Origin of the sequence: Streptomyces sp. Tue6028, from assembly GCF_002300165.1 — a bacterium.
Classification (GTDB): Bacteria; Actinomycetota; Actinomycetes; order Streptomycetales; family Streptomycetaceae; genus Streptomyces; species Streptomyces siamensis.
The window spans coordinates 323434-339943 of sequence record NZ_MLCE01000019.1; the positions used below are offsets into that span (position 1 = coordinate 323434).

The 16510-nt window shown below is 71.6% G+C and carries 14 protein-coding genes; 7 read left to right on the forward strand and 7 right to left on the reverse strand.

The window, feature by feature from the left end; genetic code table 11:
• Positions 1–3 precede the first annotated feature (3 nt).
• Both BKI49_RS17525 and BKI49_RS17530 read right to left on the reverse strand, forming a co-directional pair.
• Positions 4–258: a MoaD/ThiS family protein gene (locus BKI49_RS17525; RefSeq protein ID WP_028804339.1), complete on the reverse strand. Its 255-nt coding sequence runs from the start codon at positions 256–258 to the stop codon at positions 4–6.
• A 57-nt stretch (positions 259–315) separates the two neighbouring features.
• Complete coding sequence (locus BKI49_RS17530; protein ID WP_095935210.1) at positions 316–1218, reverse strand: alpha/beta hydrolase; 903 nt, start codon at positions 1216–1218, stop codon at positions 316–318.
• A 250-nt stretch (positions 1219–1468) separates the two neighbouring features.
• On the opposite strand from BKI49_RS17530, the gene BKI49_RS17535 reads away from it, so the two are divergent.
• Both BKI49_RS17535 and BKI49_RS17540 read left to right on the forward strand, forming a co-directional pair.
• Positions 1469–2257 (forward strand): winged helix-turn-helix transcriptional regulator, encoded by a 789-nt coding sequence (locus BKI49_RS17535; RefSeq protein WP_095935211.1) that lies wholly within the window; start codon positions 1469–1471, stop codon positions 2255–2257.
• Positions 2258–2309: 52 nt separating this feature from the next.
• Positions 2310–3332, forward strand: a complete 1023-nt coding sequence (locus BKI49_RS17540; protein WP_095935212.1) for a LacI family DNA-binding transcriptional regulator — start codon at positions 2310–2312, stop codon at positions 3330–3332.
• A gap of 85 nt (positions 3333–3417) precedes the next feature.
• On the opposite strand, the gene BKI49_RS17545 is transcribed toward BKI49_RS17540, so the two are convergent.
• A complete protein-coding gene (locus tag BKI49_RS17545; protein ID WP_095935213.1) occupies positions 3418–5172 on the reverse strand; it encodes a trypsin-like serine protease in 1755 nt (584 codons plus the stop codon).
• A 345-nt stretch (positions 5173–5517) separates the two neighbouring features.
• Here BKI49_RS17545 and BKI49_RS17550 point away from each other — a divergent pair, with 345 nt between their 5' ends.
• The 4 genes from BKI49_RS17550 to BKI49_RS17565 all read left to right on the forward strand — a co-directional run bounded on the left by BKI49_RS17550 (position 5518) and on the right by BKI49_RS17565 (position 9387).
• The gene (locus tag BKI49_RS17550) at positions 5518–6717 is read left to right on the forward strand and encodes a S1C family serine protease (RefSeq protein ID WP_095935214.1); all 1200 of its coding nucleotides are present in this window, start codon (positions 5518–5520) and stop codon (positions 6715–6717) included.
• A 61-nt stretch (positions 6718–6778) separates the two neighbouring features.
• Entirely contained in the window at positions 6779–6985 is a 207-nt protein-coding gene (locus BKI49_RS17555; protein ID WP_095935215.1) for a hypothetical protein, read from the forward strand.
• 174 nt (positions 6986–7159) lie between these two features.
• Complete coding sequence (locus BKI49_RS17560; RefSeq protein WP_095935216.1) at positions 7160–7891, forward strand: response regulator transcription factor; 732 nt, start codon at positions 7160–7162, stop codon at positions 7889–7891.
• Positions 7888–9387, forward strand: coding sequence for a sensor histidine kinase (locus BKI49_RS17565; RefSeq protein ID WP_095935217.1), 1500 nt, complete (start codon positions 7888–7890; stop codon positions 9385–9387). Before BKI49_RS17560 ends, BKI49_RS17565 begins: the two co-directional genes overlap by 4 nt.
• Before the next feature lie 1111 nt (positions 9388–10498).
• Here the strand turns inward: BKI49_RS17565 and BKI49_RS17570 are convergent.
• The 3 genes from BKI49_RS17570 to BKI49_RS17575 form a co-directional block, all read right to left on the reverse strand.
• The gene (locus BKI49_RS17570) at positions 10499–12238 is read right to left on the reverse strand and encodes an ABC transporter ATP-binding protein (RefSeq protein ID WP_095935218.1); all 1740 of its coding nucleotides are present in this window, start codon (positions 12236–12238) and stop codon (positions 10499–10501) included.
• A 175-nt stretch (positions 12239–12413) separates the two neighbouring features.
• Positions 12414–12542 (reverse strand): hypothetical protein, encoded by a 129-nt coding sequence (locus tag BKI49_RS35865; RefSeq protein WP_257004838.1) that lies wholly within the window; start codon positions 12540–12542, stop codon positions 12414–12416.
• 256 nt (positions 12543–12798) lie between these two features.
• Entirely contained in the window at positions 12799–14598 is a 1800-nt protein-coding gene (locus tag BKI49_RS17575) for a bifunctional metallophosphatase/5'-nucleotidase (protein ID WP_095935219.1), read from the reverse strand.
• Positions 14599–14877: 279 nt separating this feature from the next.
• Here BKI49_RS17575 and mshD point away from each other — a divergent pair, with 279 nt between their 5' ends.
• Positions 14878–15804 (forward strand): mycothiol synthase, encoded by a 927-nt coding sequence (mshD, locus tag BKI49_RS17580; protein ID WP_095935220.1) that lies wholly within the window; start codon positions 14878–14880, stop codon positions 15802–15804.
• Here the strand turns inward: mshD and BKI49_RS17585 are convergent.
• The gene (locus tag BKI49_RS17585; RefSeq protein WP_257004839.1) at positions 15782–16426 is read right to left on the reverse strand and encodes an ABC transporter; all 645 of its coding nucleotides are present in this window, start codon (positions 16424–16426) and stop codon (positions 15782–15784) included. The two genes, mshD and BKI49_RS17585, sit on opposite strands and share 23 nt — an antisense overlap.
• Positions 16427–16510 lie beyond the last annotated feature (84 nt).

Below are 16510 nucleotides of genomic sequence, written 5' to 3' on the forward strand. Positions count from 1 at the left end.
CGCTCACCCTCCTGCGAACGGCGGGAGCACCTCGACCGTGCCGCCCTCGGCCAGCCGTACCGTCTCATGCTCGCGGGTACCCACGGGGTCACCGTCGATGAGGAACGAGCATCGCCGCAGGACGCGGACGAGTTCGCCGGGGTGTCGCTCGCGGGCCGCGTCGAGCGCCTCGGCGAGCGTGCCCGCGTCGTACGGCTCCTCGGCGACGCCTGCCGCGGACTTGGCGGCGGCCCAGTAACGCACCGTGCCCTTTGCCATCTCGTTCCTCAATCAGTGGCTTCGTGAGAATCAGTGGATCCTGTGAACACCGTCAGGCTAGCTGGCGTGCCTGACGGCCCAGTCGCCGATACGGGCCAGCAGCCCGTCGTCACTGGCGTTCTCGGCATGGCCCATGCCGTGCTCCAGCCACAGCTCGGCGTGACCGCCGGAGGCGTCGGCGAGCATCCGCGGGTGGTCCAGCGGGAAGTAGCCGTCCCGGTCGCCGTGGACGATCAGCAGCGGAATGGGCGCGATGAGGGGGACGGACTCGACGGGGGACTCGGGCACCGGGTCCCACTCGCGGTGGTGGATGCGAGTGCGCAGACCGTAGCGGCCGACGACGCGGCCGACCGGGCGGGTTACCAGCCAGTGCAGGCGCCGCATAGGGGCGGTGCCCCGGTAGTACCAGCGGGCCGGTGCGCTCACCGAAACCACCGCGTCCGTCCGCGCATCCGTGCGCCCCTCGTGCTCCTGCTCCCCTGCTCCCGGTTCTCCCGGTTCTCCCGGCCGCGCGGTCCGCTCCGCCGCGCCCGGTCCGTACAGCGCCGCGTGCCGCAGCACCACGGAGCCGCCCATGGAGAAGCCGACGGTCACGATCCGTGTGTGTCCGAGCTCCCGTGCCCAGGCGACCGCGGCCGCCAGGTCGAGGACCTCCCGGTCGCCGACCGTGGAACGGCCGCCGGAACGGCCGTGACCACGGAAGGAGAAGGTGACGACCGCCGCGCTCCGCCCGAGGGCGTCCGCCGCACGGCGCACGTGGGGGCGGTCCAGGTCACCCGTGAAACCGTGCGCGACGACGATCGCGAGGTCACCCGAAGGCGTCGTCCCGGGGTCGTACGCGGCTTCGACGGACACTCCGTCCGTGGTGCGCAGAAACGTGCGCAGCGGGCCGCGCGGCGCCGTCTCAAGGGGTGGACGACGGGAAGATCGCGTCACTTGACCTGCCGGACCTGAGCTCATGTGGGCTATTCTGCTGGGCAGAGGACTCGGGCAGCGTAGCCCCCGGGTCCTTTTGTGCTTTCGGGAGCGTTGTATACGAAGCGGGAAACCGCAGGTGTACGGGCGTCGGACGCGCAGCGGATCCCAGGGCGCGGGAACCGCACGTACGAAGCAGTGCCGCAAACGTCCTCGCAGGGACCGAGGAGGAACCAGACGTTATGGGCGAGCGAACCGTGCACGAACGTATGACGACCCGGGCAGGAGGGGCGCGATGAGTTCTCTGCTGCTCCTCACCAATGCCCTCCAGCCGTCGACGGAGGTGCTTCCCGCTCTCGGCCTGCTCCTGCACAACGTGCGAGTGGCCCCGGCGGAAGGCCCCGCTCTCGTCGACACACCCGGCGCCGACGTGATCCTCATCGACGGCCGCCGTGATCTGCCCCAGGTCCGCAGCCTGTGCCAGCTGCTGCGTTCCACGGGACCGGGCTGTCCGCTGATCCTCGTCGTCACGGAGGGCGGCCTCGCCGCCGTCACCGCCGACTGGGGCATCGACGACGTGCTGCTCGACACCGCGGGGCCGGCCGAGGTGGAGGCGCGGCTGCGCCTGGCCATGGGCCGCCAGCAGATCGTCAACGACGACTCCCCCATGGAGATCCGCAACGGCGACCTCTCCGTGGACGAGGCGACCTACAGCGCCAAGCTCAAGGGCCGGGTCCTCGACCTGACGTTCAAGGAGTTCGAGCTCCTGAAGTACCTCGCGCAGCACCCGGGCCGCGTCTTCACCCGCGCCCAGCTGCTCCAGGAGGTCTGGGGCTACGACTACTTCGGCGGCACGAGGACGGTCGACGTCCACGTACGAAGGCTCCGCGCGAAGCTCGGACCCGAGCACGAGTCGCTGATCGGCACCGTCCGGAACGTCGGTTATCGATTCGTTACGCCCGAAAAGCTGGACCGCTCGGCGGACGAGGCGAAGGCCAAGGCGGCCCGGCCAAAGGCGGATGATGCGGACGAGACGGCTCGCCTGGACGCCGTGGACGCCGCCGAGGTGACCGCGGAGGCCTAGAAGCCTCCCGTACGCCCTGCCCAGAGGCGGTCCATCCGCGTAGACTCCGCGCGTGGCCAAGGTGACTCGGGATGATGTGGCGCGACTGGCGGGGACTTCCACCGCGGTCGTCAGCTATGTCATCAACAACGGACCCCGGCCGGTCGCCCCGGCCACGCGCGAGCGCGTCCTCGCCGCGATCAAGGAGCTGGGATACCGGCCCGACCGGGTCGCCCAGGCCATGGCGTCGCGCCGCACCGAACTCATAGGTCTGATCATCCCGGACGCACGTCAGCCGTTCTTCGGCGAGATGGCGCACGCGGTCGAACAGGCCGCCGCCGAGCGCGGGAAGATGGTGCTCGTCGGCAACACCGACTACATCGCCGAGCGCGAGGTCCACTATCTGCGGGCCTTCCTCGGCATGCGGGTCTCCGGACTGATCCTCGTCAGCCACGCGCTGAACGACCACGCGGCCGCCGAGATCGACGCCTGGGACGCCCGCGTGGTGCTGCTGCACGAGCGCCCGGAGGCGATCGACGACGTCGCGGTCGTCACGGACGACCTGGGCGGCGCGCAGCTCGCGGTCCGCCACCTGCTGGAGCACGGGTACGAGTACGTCGCCTGTCTCGGCGGCACCGCCGAGACGCCCGCGGTCGGCGACCCCGTCTCCGACCACGTCGAGGGCTGGCGGCGCGCCTTGCAGGAGGCCGGGATCCCCACCGAGGGCCGGCTCTTCGAGGCGCCGTACAACCGCTACGACGCGTACCAGGTCGCCCTGGAACTGCTCGCGGGGCCCGACCGGCCGCCCGCCATCTTCTGCTCCACCGACGACCAGGCGATCGGTCTGCTGCGCGCGGCCCGCGAGCTGCGCATCGACGTGCCGGGCGAGCTGGCCGTGGCGGGCTTCGACGACGTCAAGGAAGCCGCCCTGACGGACCCGCCGCTGACAACGATCGCATCGGACCGCTCGGCCATGGCCCGCGCCGCCGTGGACCTCGTCCTCGACGACGGCCTGCGGGTGGCCGGCTCCCGCCGTGAGCGGCTGAAGCAGTTCCCGTCGCGCCTGGTGGTCCGCCGCTCCTGCGGCTGCGAATAGCTCTCGCGGCCGCGAACTGTCCGGGGCGGCCCGCACGGCTGCGCCGGCCCCGCGGGGATCGCGGGACCGGCGCGTCCGGGACGGTTCAGAACAGCAGGTTGTACTGGTTGAAGCCGCTGCCCAGGCCGATCCGTGAGCCGAAGAGGCTGCTGGAGGCCTTGTTGGTGCCCGGGTAGAGCCACAGCTTGCCGCCGGAGTCGCGGGTGACGACATCGGCGATGCCGTCACCGGTCACGTCACCATTGGCGACGTACGAGGTGAAGTTCCAGCCCGTACGCGCCTGGATCCGCGTCGACCAGGGGGTGTGCTCCTGCTGGGTGCCCCGGTAGAGGTACAGGACGCCCGAGCTGTTGCGGACCAGCAGGTCGGCGCGGCCGTCACCGGACAGGTCGCCGTGGCCGAAGATCTTGACGTTCTTCCAGGACTTGTCGACGACCTTGACGCGCCCGTAGAACTGGCCGTTGCCCTTGCCCGGGTAGAGGTAGACCGAGCCGTCGGCGTCCACGGCGACCAGGTCGGGGCGGGCGTCACCGGTCATGTCGCCGGGGATGGCGTACGACTTGTAGCCGCCCCACACCGAGCTGATCTGCATCCACGTGAACTCGCCGGTGGAGTGGTCCAGGTAGTCGCGGTACAGCTTGCCGTCGCCCTTGTCGCGGACGATCAGGTCCTGGTAGAAGTCCCGGTCCAGGTCGGCCTGGAGACCCCAGCTGATGCCCTGCCATCCGCTGCCCTGGAAGGCGCGCTGGGCGAGCGAGGTGCCCTTGCTGTCCTGCTCGAACAGCCCGCCGGAAGGGGTGCGCTCCAGGATGTCGGCCTTGCCGTCGAAGGACAGGTCGGTGTCGTCGATCCGCGGCTGGGCCGCCCAGGTGTACGAGGACACCTTGGTGAACACCGGGAAGGCGCCCTTGGCCGTGCAGCCCGAGACACCCCACGAGACGATGCCGATGACCTTGCCCCCGAGGACGACCGGGCCGCCGGAGTCACCGTTGCAGGGGCTCTTGGTGCCCTCGTCGGTACCGCTGGCCGGGGTGCCGGCGCAGAACATCGAGCCCTCGATGAAGTCGTCCTCGCCGAGGACCGCCCTCATGGCGGAGTCGCAGGTGGCGTCGTCCCGCACGGTCAGGTCGACCTTGCGGAGCTTGGCCGACAGATCGGCACCGTCGGCGCCCGAGGTCAGGCCCCAGCCGTAGACGGTGGCGGTGCCGCCCGGGGCGTACCAGGGGGTGTCGTTGGCGGCGGCCAGACGCATCCACTGCTGGTCCAGCGGGCGGTCCAGGGTGAGGACAGCGATGTCGTGCTGGATGGTGTCCTCGTTGTAGCGCGGGTGGTTCCACTGGCGCCAGACGCCCGCGACCGTGCCGCTGGTGCCGTCGTACAGGTCGGCGGTGCCGGCCACGACCGCGCCGTTCTTCTTCCAGTCGAGGCCCGCGACGCAGTGGGCCGCGGTCAGGACCTTGTTCGGGGCGACGAGCGTGCCGCCACAGAAGTAGCCCGCGCCCGTCGTGTCGTCGTAGTAGGCGAGCTGGACCATCCACGGGGCGCTCGAGATCGTCGTCTCGCTGCCGCCGATGATGAACGGCGTCTTCTTGGGGTCCGTCTCCGGGGTGGCCTGGTCCTTCGCCGCCTCGACCACCCGGCGGTGCAGTTCCTTGTCGGAGGCGGTCGGGGCGGGGTTCACGGACTGGGCGACGTTCGCGTCGGGCAGTCCGGCCGGGTTGTCGGCGGCGGTCGCGGGCTGCGCCGCGACCGCGCCGGCGCAGGCCAGCGCCAGTGCGAGGACGGCCGTGGGCAACGCCGTGACGGGGCGTCTGAAGCGACCGCGCAGGGCACGTATCACTCGGGGCTCCTGAGGTGGGTGCGTGTGGTGGTGTTCCGTGTCGTGAGAGGCCCGAAAAGGGCGTACGACGCACCGGCCCGAATGACGCGACCGCAGTCGCTGCATCGATTCAGGCCTACCGCGGAGCCCCCCTCCGGCGCGGAGAGCGTAGGCCTCAGGAGTCCCTGTGCACACGGCCTTCACAGCGGTCGGACAAGTATTCGTCCGTCGCCCTCCGTGTCATCACCCTCACGCAACCCGCTGTTTCCCGGGCTCACGGGCCTTTATATCGGGCATACGAGGTTCTGTCGGGCTTCTCAGGGCACACTCAGGGAGCTCTCATGATCCCGGGACACTCTCAATTGCATGACCGAGAGCTTCCGCCGCAGCGGCGACCACCCCCAGGGCGACGACCACCAGCCGGCACACCCCCTGCACCCGGGGGCGGCTCATCAGCAGCAGCACGCCTCTTCACCGGTGAACCCCGAGTGGCCTCCCCCGCCGGCGTACGAGCCGGCCGCGCCGTACGCCGTCGAGCCGGGCACCACCGTATGGCCGGGCACCGGTCAGGGCGGTGACGGAGGCGACGGCCACGGCGGCGGCTGGACCGCGTACCCGGAGCCGGACTCCGCTCCCACCGCGGCGTTCGCCACCGTCCAGGCCGAGCCGGTCGCACCCACGAAGAAGCGCGCCAAGGGCCCCCTGGCCCTGCTCGCGGCGGTCGCCATAGTCGCCGCGGCCATCGGCGGCGGCACCGCGTACGGCATCCAGGAGCTCACCGGCAACGACACCGTGGCCTCCAGCAGCACCAGCACCAACGTGGTGCCCACCAGCCAGAAGGGCACGGTCGCCGGGGTCGCCAAGGCGGTCGGCCCGAGCATCGTCGAGATCGGCGCGACCTCGAACGCGGGCTCGTCCACCGGATCGGGCGTGATCATCACGACCGACGGCGAGATCATCACCAACAACCACGTCGTCTCCGGCGCCTCGTCGATCAAGGTGCAGCTGAGCGACGGCAAGTCCTACACCGCGCAGGTCGTCGGCACCGACAGCAAGAAGGACCTCGCGCTGATCAAGCTGGAGGACGCGCCGTCCGGTCTGAAGACCGCGACGCTCGGCAACTCCGACGGCGTCCAGGTCGGCGACCAGGTCGTCGCGATCGGCTCCCCCGAGGGCCTGACCGGCACCGTCACCAGCGGCATCGTCTCCGCACTCGACCGTGACGTGACCGTCTCGACCGACGAGAGCCAGGGCCAGCAGCAGGGCGACGGCGGCGGCCGGTGGCCGTTCGAGTTCGGCGGCCGCGAGTTCAACGGCGACACCGGGTCGTCGACGACGACGTACAAGGCGCTCCAGACCGACGCCTCGCTCAACCCGGGCAACTCCGGCGGAGCCCTGATCGACATGAACGGCAACATCATCGGCATCAACTCGGCGATGTACTCGGCCGCTTCGGACTCGTCCTCCTCGTCGAGCGCGGGCAGCGTCGGCCTCGGCTTCGCCATCCCGATCAACACCGTCAGGGCAGACCTGGCCGATCTGCGGGCAGGTGGCTCGGACAGCTGACCGCACGCCCGGACGAGCGTGCACCACCGCCCCCGAGGGGCACCGATCCAGGAGGTTCGTCATGATCAAGCAGATATCGCACGCGACGGTCGCCGGCATCGATCCGGCCAAGCTGGACCTGGCCCTGGCGGTCGTCGGGGAGCTGCACGCCCCCACCGCGACCCGGGCGCCCGAGATCGCGCCGCAGCTGATGGGCCTCCGCACCCCCGCCACCCGGGCCCACCGCCGCCGGGTGCGCCTGCACCGGCTGGACGCACTGCGGGGCTGACCGCCGTGCCCGCCCGACAGCCGGCGCCGGACCGGTCCGCCGTACGCACCGGGGGGCGCACGCCCCGGCCGGCGGGCCCCCGGTGGCCCGCCGGTCCTCTCCGCGCCCGCCCGGAAACGTGCGAGGCTGAATGAGTCGAGCCCCGTCCCACCGCACCCCTAGGAACCGACGCCCATGAGCCCCGCCGATGGCGACCGTGACCCCCAGCGCATCCTGATCGTCGACGACGAGCCGGCCGTCCGCGAAGCACTCCAGCGCAGCCTCGCCTTCGAGGGGTACGAGACCGAGGTCGCGGTCGACGGCGCGGACGCCCTGGAGAAGGCGACGGCCTGCCGGCCCGACCTGGTGGTCCTGGACATCCAGATGCCGCGCATGGACGGGCTGACCGCGGCACGCCGGATGCGCGGCGCGGGCACGACCACGCCGATCCTGATGCTCACCGCGCGCGACACGGTCGGCGACCGCGTCACCGGCCTGGACGCCGGCGCCGACGACTACCTCGTGAAGCCCTTCGAGCTCGACGAGCTCTTCGCACGCGTGAGGGCGCTGCTGCGGCGCAGCTCGTACGCCGCGGCGGCGGTCGGCACCCAGGAGGACGACGCACTCGTCTTCGGCGACCTCCGGATGGACCTGGCGACCCGTGAGGTCACCCGGGCGGGCCGTCCCGTCGAACTGACCCGCACGGAGTTCACCCTGCTGGAGATGTTCATGGCCCACCCGCGCCAGGTCCTCACCCGCGAGCAGATCCTGAAGGCGGTCTGGGGCTTCGACTTCGAACCCTCGTCCAACTCCCTCGACGTGTACGTCATGTACCTGCGCCGCAAGACCGAGGCGGGCGGCGAGCCGCGCCTGGTGCACACGGTGCGGGGCGTGGGCTACGTCCTCAGGTCGGGCGGCGCGGAGTGATCCGCAGGTTCCGGGCTCTGCCGCTGCGGTCGCGACTGGCGTTGCTGGTGGCGGCGGCGGTGGCGTTCGCGGTGGCCGCCGTGTCCGTGACGTGCTGGTTCATCGTGCGCGGCAAGCTGTACGACCAGGTCGACAGCGAGCTGAAGTCGCAGGCCAGCCACCCCATGCGGCCCGCCATCGTCGACAGCATCGCCAACTGCGGCCAGACCGACCAGAGCGACCAGGCACCGGATCCGGGCGAGCTCCGCGCGAACACCGAGTACTACCTCCAGGTGGTCAAGGTCGACGGCGAGTCCTGCGTCTCCTCGAACTCCTTCGGCACCGTCAAGGTCACCGACAGCGACACCGGCCTGGCCAAGAACCCGGTCCGCGACGAAGGCATCCTGCGCAACGGCGTCGACACCAAGGGCAACCCCGTACGCGTGCTGACGGCCCCCCTGACGATCGACGGGCCCAACGGCCACCCGACCGTGGTGGCGGACGCCGCCGTCCTGAACGCCCTGCCGCTCAGCGGCACCAACTCCACCCTCAGCGAGCTGGCCGTGTTCCTCCTCGTCGTCGGCGGCGTCGGAGTGGTCGGCGCCGGGGCGGCCGGGCTGGCCGTCGCCCGCGCCGGGCTGCGCCCCGTGGACCGGCTCACCGAGGCCGTCGAGCACGTGGCCCGCACCGAGGACCTCACCATCCGCATCCCCGTGGAGGAGGACAGCGAGGACGAAGTCGCCCGGCTGTCCCGCTCCTTCAACTCGATGACGTCCGCGCTCGCCAGCTCCCGCGACCTCCAGCAGCAGCTCATCGCCGACGCGGGCCATGAACTGCGGACGCCGCTCACCTCGCTGCGGACGAACATAGAGCTCCTCTCGCGCAGCGAGGAGACCGGCCGGCCGCTCCCCCCGGCGGACCGCAAGGCGCTCCTCGCCTCGGTCACCGCGCAGATGACCGAGCTGGCGGCACTGATCGGCGACCTCCAGACGCTGTCGCGGTCGGACTCCGGCCAGCCCGCCGACCGCTTCGAGTTCGTCGCTCTGGAGGACACCGTCGAGGCGGCACTGCGCCGGGCCCGGCTGCGCGGGCCCGAGCTGACGATCACGGCGGACCTCCAGCCCTGGTTCGTGAAGGCCGAGCCCGCCGCGCTGGAGCGGGCCATCGTGAACATCCTCGACAACGCGGTGAAGTTCAGCCCCGAGGGCGGCACGATCGAGGTCGTGCTGAAGGAGGGCGAGCTGACGGTCCGCGACCATGGGCCGGGGATCCCCGCGGAGGAGCTCCCGCACGTCTTCGACCGCTTCTGGCGCTCGCAGTCCGCCCGTGCGCTGCCCGGGTCGGGGCTCGGTCTTTCGATCGTGGCCCGTACGGTGCAGCAGTGCGGGGGCGAGGTGTCGCTCGGGCCCGCGCAGGGGGGCGGTACGGTCGCGACGGTTCGGCTGCCCGGGGCGCCGACGCCGCCGCCGGAACTCTTCGGCACGTACGAGAAGTTCGAGCCCTACGAAACGGAATGACCCCCGGGGCCACCTGGACTCCGGCCCACCTGGACTCCGGTCCACCTGGGTACCCCCGGCTCGTCCGGGGCTCCGGCCCACCTGGGGCTCCGGCCCACCTGGGGCTCCGGCCCACCTGGGGCTCCGGCCCACCTGGGTACCCCCGGCCCACCTGGGACTCCGGTCCACCGGAACACTCCCGTCGCCCCCCTGGACTCAGGGCCCACCCCGGCTCACCTGGGCATTCCTGCCCACCGGGCCCAGGTCTGCTGCGGGCTCGCGAACGCTTCTTCGCCCCCGCCGCCCCTACCCGACCCATCCCCTGGGGGCTCCGCCCCCAGACCCCCATCGGCCTGAACGGCCTCGTCCTCAAGCGCCGGACGGGCTGAAATGCTGCCCCCTTCTCACCAGCCACAGGGGCCACCCGGGGGTGGGGGGAAATCGGCCTGGACGGCCTCGTCCTCAAACGCCGGACAGGCTGAAAGGTGCTCTCTGCCCTCAAGGCGGGACGGGGGAGGAGCCAGCGCCAGACGAGGCTGGGAGCTACCGCTGGACGGGAACTGCCGAAGGGCGCGAACTGCCGAGGGGCGGGAACTGCCGAGGGGCGGGAACTGCCGAGGGGCGGGAGTTACCGCCGGACAAGAACTGCCGCCGGGCGGGACGGCATAGGAGCCAGCGCCGGACGGGCTGGAAGCTGTCGCCGGACGGCGCGGGAGCTCCCGCCGGACACGGCGCAGGAGCTGTCGCCGGACAGGCCGTGGCTACCAGGCCCCCTGGCCCCACTCGCACCCGTATCCGCACCCGCACCCCACTCGCACCTGCATCCGAATCCGCACCCCACTCACACCCGCACCCGCCCTCTCACGGAAGGGGCCGTGCCGGTGCATCACATGCCCGTTGCGGACGGCGCCACCAACCCACCGCACTGAATCGCCGGACCACACAAGGGCTGCAACGGGCGGATCACCGGCACGGACCCGACCCACCCACCGGACCGAAGGCGACCCACCGGACCACGCGACGGCTGCAACGGCCGGATCACCGGCACGGACCCGACCCACCCACCGGCGGAACGCGCACGGACCCGACCCACCCACCGGCGGAACGCGCACGGACCCGACCCACCCACCGTTCAGACGGCGGCGAGGTCCGGTGCAGCGAGGCGCGCGTACGTGCCGCCGTGGGCGATCAGTTCCTCGTGGGTGCCCGACTCCACCAGGCGTCCGCCATCGACGACGAGGATGCGGTCCGCGTCGGGCGCCAGCGACAGGTCGTGCGTGATCATGACGGTCGTCCGGCCCGCCATCAGACGGCGCAGCGGCCCGACCACCCGGCGCGCGGCGACCGAGTCGAGCCCGGCCGTCGGCTCGTCGAGGACGAGGACCGGCGCGGCGCGCAGCATGGCGCGGGCGATGGCGATCCGCTGCAGCTGACCGCCGGAGAGCGTCGCCGTGCCGGGCGCGATCTCGGTGTCGTACCCGTCGGGCAGCGCGCTGATGAAGTCGTGCGCGAAGGCATCCACCGCGGCCTGCTCGATCGCCGCCACGGACGCCCCCGGCCGACCGCACGCGATGTTCTCGCGGATCGTGCCGTGCAGGACGAGCGTCTCCTGGGGCAGCAGCGTCACGTTCTCGCGCAGGAACTCCAGGGACATGTCGCCCAGCGGGACGCCGTCGAGACGGATCACCCCGGCCGTCGGGTCGTAGAAGCGGGTCAGCAGCTTGGAGAGCGTGGACTTCCCGGCGCCGCTGGGGCCGGTGACGATGACGAGTTCACCGGGTCCGGCCGTGAAGGTCACGTCGCGCAGGCAGTCACGCTCGTCCCCCGGGTAACGGAACGAGACGCCGTGCAGCCCGACCCAGCCGCCCACGGGCCACGCCCGCACCGGTTCGGCGGGGTCGCGGACGGCGGGCTCGGCGTCCAGGATCTCCTGGAGCCGCTCGGCCCCGGCGGTGGCGGCGGTGACGGTGAGCCCCAGTTGACCGAGGGTCCGCACCGGCGGGTACAGGTAGCCGAGGAACGCGGCGAAGGCGAGCAACTGGCCGAGGGACATCCGCCCCTGGGAGATCTCCCAGGCCCCGAGGCCGATCACGGCGAGCACGCACAGCGTCTCGAGAACCTCGACGAGCTGCTCGTACTTCTCGCTCGCCCGCGCCCCCCGCACGGACGCCCGCATCCAGGCGCGCGCCTCACGGTCGAGCCGCCTCTCCTCGGCCCGCCGCCGGTTGTACGCCTGGGTGAGCACCACGTTGCCGAGCGCCTCCTCGACGACCGAGGTGATCGCGCCGTCGGCGGCCCGCTCCTCCTGGGAGGCGGCCTTGATGCGCCCGGAGAAGCGGCGCGCCGCGACGAGGAAGAGCGGCGCGAGGACGAAGGTGACGAGCGCCAGGTCCCAGCGGAGCCAGAGCGCCGCGGCCGCGTAGAAGAGTGCCGAGAACGCGGCCGAGACCGTCCCGACGACGCCCGACACGACCATCCGCTCGATGGCCTCGACATCGCCGGTGAGACGTTCGACCAGGTCGCCCCGCCGGTGGCGCCGGAAGAAGTGCGGGGGCAGCTCCTGGACGTGCCGGAACACCGCCGCACGCAGCCGCAGCACGAATCTCTCGGCGGTCCACACCGCGAGCGAGTTGCCGAGGTAGCCGACGAGCGCGCCGAGCACCGCGACACCGAGCCAGGCGCCGGCGGGCCCCCAGAACGCGGACACCGACCCCGCCCCGAGCGCGTGGTCGGTGAGATCCGCGAAGAGCAGGATGGACGCCGTCTCGGCGAGCGCGGCCAGCACCACGCAGCCGGTGATCAGTACCAGCCAGGTGCGGTCCCCGCGCGTGAGCGGCCAGAACCGCGCGAACGCCTCCCGAACTTCCCGCATGACTCCTCAACTCCCTTTCCCCGTAGGGCAAACACCCGGCAGACCGACCTGGATTCGGTGCCGTACGGGGCCGTGCCAGACCCGCACAAAGCCCATATCAATCCCGGAATGAACCCCGGAAACGGCCGAGGCGGGGCCACCGGAACAATTCCGGGACCCCGCCTCGCGGCTGCTGCTAGCGACCCTGACGACCCACCGGACGCGGCTTCGGCGCGGCGGCGGCCTTCTTCTCGACGGGCTTCGGCGCCGGCTTGGGAGCGGCCTTGCGGTGCTTCTTGACCGGGGCGATCTTGTGGAAGCTCATGGGTTCTCCTTCTTCCCTGTGGGTGAATTCCCTTTGTCGTTCGCGCTGTTCGCTTTCGACATGGAAAACATTACGGGAGCCCGGACCCTGAAATCGCCAATTCCGCTGAGACCTCGATGAATTACGACTGAAAGTAATTCTCAGAGTGGCGGCGGAACCGAGCCGCCACTCACACAGAACTTATTACCGGCCTCACTTGGAACTTACCTGGGAGACGGACAGGCCATTTCCCAGGCGTATTCCATGATCGGTGCGGTCACTTCAGAACCGTGATCCGGTTCGCCGCGGGCACCGGGTAGGGGTTGGTGGCCGAGGAGTTGGCCGTCAGGAAGGCCTCGAAGGCCGCCAGGTCGTCGCTTCCGACGAGGACATCGGTGCCCTTGCCGAGCTCGGCGAAGCCGTCGCCGCCGCCCGCGAGGAAGGAGTTCATCGCGACGCGGTAGGTGGCGGCCGGGTCGATGGCGGCGCCATTGAGCTTGATCGAGTCGGTGACGACACGGGCGGCGCCCGTCTTCGTCAGGTCCAGCGTGTAGGTGAGGCCGGAGGAGACCTGGAGGATCTTCGGCGCGGCCTCGTTGGCGCCGCTGACCTGCTGCTGGAGCCCGGTGATCAGCTGGGCGCCGGTCAGGTTCACGAGGTTCACGGTGTTGGAGAAGGGCTGCACCGTGTACGCCTCGCCGTACGTCACCACGCCGTCGCCCTCGCCACCGCTCGCGGCGTAGGTGAGACCGGCGCGGATGCCGCCCGGGTTCATCAGCGCGAGATCGGCCTCGGGGTCGAGCGACTTGGCGTGGGCGAGCTGCGCGTCGGCGATCACGTCACCGAGCGGGGACTCGGTTCCGGCGTTGCCGATCTCTCCGGCGATGTAGCCGATGGGACGCGAGGCGATCGGGGCGGAGAGGGTCTTCCACTTGCCGATGAGCGCCGTCATGTCGGCGGCCTTCGCCACGTCACGGGTGACGACGTGGTTCGCGGACTTCACCGCCGTACGGGCGATGTCCCCGGTCCAGCGGTCGTAGGTCAGCGTGGTGTCCGTGTAGAGGCGGCCGAAGGAGGACGCCGAGGTGACCATGCGGGGGTTGCCCGCCGGGTCGTCGATCGTGCACGCGTACGCCTGGTGGGTGTGGCCGGTGACGAGCGCGTCCACGGCCGGCGTGACGTTCTTGGCGATGTCGACGATCGGGCCGGAGATGCCGTCGCCGGGGCCGGGGCTGTCGCAGTCGTAGTTGTAGGACTGCGAGACGGGCGCGCCGCCCTCGTGGATGAGCGCGACGATCGACTTCACGCCCTGGCGCTGGAGCACCTTGGCGTACTTGTTGATGGTCTCGACCTCGTCGCCGAACTTCAGGCCCTTGACGCCCTCGGCGGAGACGATGTTCGGGGTGCCCTCCAGGGTCACGCCGATGAAGCCGACCTTGACGCCGTTCTTCCGCCACACCCAGTACGGCGCGAGGATCGGCTTGCCGGTCTTCTCGTCGGTGACGTTCGCCGCGAGGTAGGGGAAGTCGGCGCCGCGGAACTTCTCGTGGTCGTCGTAGCAGCCGTCCTTCGGGTGGCAACCGCCGTTCTGGAGCCGTGCGAGCTCCTTGGCACCCTCGTCGAACTCGTGGTTGCCGACGCTCGTCACATCCAGGTCGAGCTTGTTCAGCGCGTCGACCGTCGGTTCGTCGTGGAAGAGCCCGGAGATCAGCGGGGAGGCGCCGACCATGTCACCGGCCCCGGCCGTGATCGAGTACGTGTGGTTCTTGCGGGCCTCGCGCAGATGAGTGGCGAGGTACTCCACGCCGCCCGCGTCGATCGTCTTCGTCGTGCCGTCGGCCTGCCGCTCGGTGACGCGGCCGGAGGAGCCGGACGGCGGCTCCAGGTTGCCGTGCAGGTCGTTGAAGGACAGCAACTGCACGTCCTGGTAGCGGCCGCTGCCCTGGTGGTGCGACGGAGTGGCCGTGTCCTGGCCGGCGCTCGCGGGCATCGCGGAGGCCAGCGCACCGACGGTGGCCAGTCCTGCCGCTGCCGCGAGCATGCGATGAGTACGTCTGTGCCGGGACGTCGGCTGCATGGGATCCCCCCTGGAGACCGGTGAGAGCTGCGGGAGCGAGGACCGCCGCGGGGGCGGTCCGCCGGAACCACGAGAACTGTGGGACGGCTGTGGCTTGTGCACGCACCTTAGATTCAACGCGCGTAGCGCAACAGGGGGTTAGCGGTTACGGACTGGTTGCCATCGCTTCACCGGGAGGCGGCCTCCGCCCGACCACGGCCGCCCGGACGGCCCGCCACGATCGACATCCGCCGCGCTCAACTCCTTGTCCGGAAATCACCGGGCCGTACCCTCGTATGCATGACCAGCGACGACACCGCACCGTTTGCGCACTCGCGTTCCATCCAGACCTTCTCCGAGCTCACCCCCGCCCAGGCGGAGGACGTGCTCGGGCTGCTCGCGGAGGCCGCCCGGTCCGACGGCCAGCAGGCGGTGTCCGAGCAGGGACGGCTCCAGCTGAAGGGCGGGCCCCGGGAGGGCGTGCGGCATCTGCTGCTGGCCGTCGGTCCCGAACTGGTCGGGTACGCGCAACTGGAGGACACCGATCCGGTGGAGGCCCCCGCCGCCGAGCTGGTCGTGCACCCGGCGTACCGCGGACACGGGCACGGCCGGGCGCTCGGCTCCGCGCTGCTGGCCGAGTCGGGGAAGCGGCTGCGCGTGTGGGCGCACGGCGGGCACTCCGCGGCCCGGCACCTGGCGCAGGTCCTCGGACTCACGCTGTTCCGCGAACTGCGCCAGATGCGGCGGCCGTTGGAGGGGATGGACCTCGGGGAGCCGAAGCTCCCGGACGGTACGAACGTCCGGGCCTTCGTGCCCGGCCGGGACGACGCCGCCTGGCTGGCCGTCAATTCCGAGGCCTTCGCCCACCACCCCGAACAGGGCTCCCTCACCCAGCGGGACCTGGACGACCGGATGGCCGAGCCGTGGTTCGACCCCTCCGGGTTCTTCCTGGCCTTCCAGAGCGGCGAACTGGTCGGCTTCCACTGGACCAAGGTGCACGCCGAGGAGCAGATCGGCGAGGTGTACGTCCTCGGCGTGCGCCCCGGCTCCCAGGGCGGCGGCCTGGGCAAGGCGCTGACCACCATCGGTCTGCGTCACCTGGCCGCCCAGGGCCTGCCCACCGCGATGCTCTACGTCGACGCCGACAACAAGGCGGCGGTGACGGTGTACGAGCGGCTCGGCTTCGTGACGCACGAGACGGACCTCATGTACCGGACCGAGTCCTGAGGACGCGCCGCCGGCGGACGGGTTCCGCGCCGGCGTACGCGACCGTCACGGCCGCGCCGGCCAGCAGCCACGCCCACCGCTGGTGCGCGTCGCCCCAGGCCGGGTCGTCGGCCGACGGGAACAGCGTCCAGCGGTAGGGCAGCAGCAGGGCCGCGGCGCAGACCGTGCCCAGCAGGCCGGCCGACACCACGACGCCCGGTTCGGCGGCGTCCGTGCACCGCACGGCCAGGGAGGCGGCGGCCAGTGCGAGGAGGGCCAGGGCGCCCGCCTCCAGGGTGACCGCGCCGACCGGGGGCCGCACCCGCGCCGGCGTCAGGAGCAGCGCGGCCGTCCAGCACAGCGCCACGAGCGGGGCGACGAGCGCGACCCGCAGCCCGGCGCGTACCGGCCGCCGGGTCGGCACCGGCGCGGTGGTGTGCCGCGCCGGGTCGTCCAGCAGGAAGGCCAGGCCCAGACCGAGGGTGAGGGCGGCGGCCCGCAGCAGGTTGAGGCTCATCCACGGGTCGGGCTCGGTGGACAGCAGCCGGGGCAGGGCGGTCAGGAGCAGCGCCAGGACGGCACCGGTGATGAGGGCCGCCCGGGGCAGGGCGCGCCACAGCGGCGGCAGCAGCGCGCCGGCCACGGCGTACGGGCCCGCGCCGGGCGCCGTGCCCGCGGGGGGCGGTGCGCCTCCTCCGGGAGAAGGCGCGGGCCGCGCCGCGGCGGC

Excerpts from the sequence above, each read along its gene's own strand:
- BKI49_RS17525 (WP_028804339.1), bottom strand. The coding sequence starts at position 258 with ATGGCAAAGGGCACGGTGCGTTACTGGGCCGCCGCCAAGTCCGCGGCA.
- BKI49_RS17530 (WP_095935210.1), bottom strand. The coding sequence starts at position 1,218 with ATGAGCTCAGGTCCGGCAGGTCAAGTGACGCGATCTTCCCGTCGTCCA.
- BKI49_RS17535 (WP_095935211.1), top strand. The coding sequence starts at position 1,469 with ATGAGTTCTCTGCTGCTCCTCACCAATGCCCTCCAGCCGTCGACGGAG.
- BKI49_RS17550 (WP_095935214.1), top strand. The coding sequence starts at position 5,518 with ATGACCGAGAGCTTCCGCCGCAGCGGCGACCACCCCCAGGGCGACGAC.
- BKI49_RS17555 (WP_095935215.1), top strand. The coding sequence starts at position 6,779 with ATGATCAAGCAGATATCGCACGCGACGGTCGCCGGCATCGATCCGGCC.
- BKI49_RS17560 (WP_095935216.1), top strand. The coding sequence starts at position 7,160 with ATGAGCCCCGCCGATGGCGACCGTGACCCCCAGCGCATCCTGATCGTC.
- BKI49_RS17570 (WP_095935218.1), bottom strand. The coding sequence starts at position 12,238 with ATGCGGGAAGTTCGGGAGGCGTTCGCGCGGTTCTGGCCGCTCACGCGC.
- BKI49_RS35865 (WP_257004838.1), bottom strand. The coding sequence starts at position 12,542 with ATGAGCTTCCACAAGATCGCCCCGGTCAAGAAGCACCGCAAGGCCGCT.
- BKI49_RS17575 (WP_095935219.1), bottom strand. The coding sequence starts at position 14,598 with ATGCAGCCGACGTCCCGGCACAGACGTACTCATCGCATGCTCGCGGCA.
- mshD (WP_095935220.1), top strand. The coding sequence starts at position 14,878 with ATGACCAGCGACGACACCGCACCGTTTGCGCACTCGCGTTCCATCCAG.